This is a genomic window from Methylobacterium sp. WL7, from assembly GCF_008040085.1.
Classification (GTDB): Bacteria; Pseudomonadota; Alphaproteobacteria; order Rhizobiales; family Beijerinckiaceae; genus Methylobacterium; species Methylobacterium mesophilicum.
In genome coordinates this window covers 1-2,133 of sequence record NZ_VRVG01000281.1, presented here as the reverse complement: position 1 = coordinate 2,133, position 2,133 = coordinate 1, and the positions used below count along the sequence as shown (strand labels likewise).

Genomic DNA, 2,133 nt, shown 5'->3' with positions numbered 1-2,133 from the left:
GGCAAGGGGCGCGGCGGGCGGCGGGAACGGGGGCGATCCTCCGGGCGAGGCCGCGGATCTCCTCGGCCGAGGGCGTGCGGTCCGGGCTCGCCCGGGCCTGCGGCTGCAGCGGGAAGGTCACCAGGGAAATCTCCCAGAGGTCGACCCGCTGAAGCCGGCGCTCGCCGGCCGGGCCCTTGCGGGCCAGCAGGGTGCGGAAGCCGATCGACAGCCCGTCGAGGCCGCCGCCGCGCATCAGCGCGTCGATCTCCCGGGCGCGCTGCACCGCGAGGTTGAGCTGCCCCTCGGCGAACAGGCCGCGGGCATCCTCGCGCAGCGACAGCCAGCGCCCGATCGGCTCGGCCGGATCGTGCTGGAACAGCAGGCGAACGACCGGTGTCCGTGCGGACATCTACGGACGTCTAATCAGCTGATTTCACTGCGCTTTGGAGTGACCGATGGTCTACCAACGTCCACAGGTGTGTGCCACAATCCTACAAACGATTGTAGGTACAGACGTAGGCGCTCTGTTCGTGCGGCAGGTTGGACGGCTCTCAGCGCTGGCGGTTTCTAGGGCCCGCGAACCCGGCATGTATGCCGACGGCGGCGGCCTCTATCTTCAGGTCACGCACGCCGACGCGCGGTCCTGGATTTTCCGGTTCATGCTCGACGGCCGAGCCCGCTCCATGGGTCTCGGGCCGCTCCACACAATCTCGCTGGCCGACGCGCGCGCGAAGGCGCTCGAATGCCGGAAGCTGTGTCTCGATGGTCGGGATCCGATCGTCGAACGCGAACAGGCGCGCGCTCGGCTGAAACTGGACGCGGCGAAGGCTTTGACCTTTCGAGCGTGCGCTGAGGGCTACATCGAGGCACACAAGGCCGGTTGGATTGCGCGGACCACCGATCACTGGCGGAGCGCCTTCGAGAGCTTCGTCTACCCGGTGTTCGGCGGCGTCCCGGTCCAGTCGGTCGACACCGGCCTGGTGATGCAGGCGCTAGAGCCGATCTGGAACACGAAGACCGTGACGGCGGTCAGGATCCGTGGTCGCATTGAGCAGGTGCTCGACTGGGCCCGCACTCATGGGCACCGAGCCGGCGAGAACCCGGCGCGATGGCGCGGCCATCTGGCCAACCTGCTGCCGAAGCGCTCAAGGGTCAGCAAGGTCGTCCACTACCCTGCCCTGCCCTTCAAAGAAGTGCCGGCTTTCATGGCCGAGGTCGATCGCCAGGCCGGCATCGCTGCGGTGGCAGTCCAGTTCACGATCCTGACTGCGGTTCGCACGGCCGAGGCCACCGGCGCCCGCTGGGATGAGATCGACGAGGCTGAGGCGACGTGGGTGATCCCACCCGAGCGAATGAAGGCCGGCATACAGCACAGAGTGCCCTTGAGCGCCCCAGCCCTCGATCTGATCCGTCAGTTCCGCCCCATCGGCTCGGAGTACGTGTTCTCGGGCCTGAAGCGCAGCCGGCCGCTCAGCAAGACGGCGATGCTGAAGGTGCTGGTCCGGATGGGCCGCAAGGACATCACGGTCCACGGGTTCCGATCCGCGTTCAGGGATTGGGCGAGCGAGACGACGAGCTTCCCACGAGAAGTGGTCGAGGCTGCGCTTGCGCACGTCGTAGAGAACCGGGTCGAGGCAGCCTACAGGCGGGGCGATCTGTTCGCCAAGCGCCGCAAGCTGATGAACGCATGGGCGGTGCACTGTGGCGGATAAATGGATCCCACTCGCATATGCTTTCGATCTTGTCCTGCACATCGAAGAAGATGAGGAGCTTACTGACCGCAAGTTATCCCGTGCGCTATGGGCAGGAAAAATTAAAGCTGTCGCTCGCAAGGCGATAATCGATGATATCGAAGAGCAGGAAGATGTGCCGCTTCCAACGATTGTCGATTGGCATGGATGGCAGGAAGCCAGCCCGGTTACTTTTTACTGGAGAAATTCGCGCGCAACATCTCCGTGGGGCCTTCGAAAAATAGGCAAACCAGTAGCTACTGTTAATTTTGCTGCGACCAAGTATTACGTTGTAAAGATAAATCTTATTGATTTACTAGCTGTCTGGCCAGATATTGACCTTAGCCAGCCAGAATTGGTCAAAACGCTTGGACTGCCACGCAGCGGCGGCCCCGGCCGACCTACATCTATAGATATAGTA

The 2,133-nt window shown here is 63.5% G+C and carries 3 protein-coding genes; 2 read left to right on the top strand and 1 reads right to left on the bottom strand.

The window, feature by feature from the left end; translation table 11 throughout:
- Positions 1-391, bottom strand: a 391-nt coding sequence (locus FV233_RS29185) for an HK97 family phage prohead protease (RefSeq protein WP_246690139.1), incomplete at its 3' end; no start/stop codon positions are given.
- A gap of 121 nt (positions 392-512) precedes the next feature.
- Between FV233_RS29185 and FV233_RS29180 the strand changes: the two genes are divergently transcribed.
- Together FV233_RS29180 and FV233_RS29175 are read left to right on the top strand one after the other, a co-directional pair.
- Positions 513-1,694 carry an integrase arm-type DNA-binding domain-containing protein gene (locus FV233_RS29180; protein ID WP_348642257.1) on the top strand — a complete coding sequence of 394 codons (1,182 nt, stop codon included), beginning with the start codon at positions 513-515 and terminating at the stop codon, positions 1,692-1,694.
- The coding region (locus tag FV233_RS29175) for a hypothetical protein (protein ID WP_147899611.1) at positions 1,684-2,133 on the top strand (450 nt) is incomplete at its 3' end. The genes FV233_RS29180 and FV233_RS29175, both read left to right, overlap by 11 nt.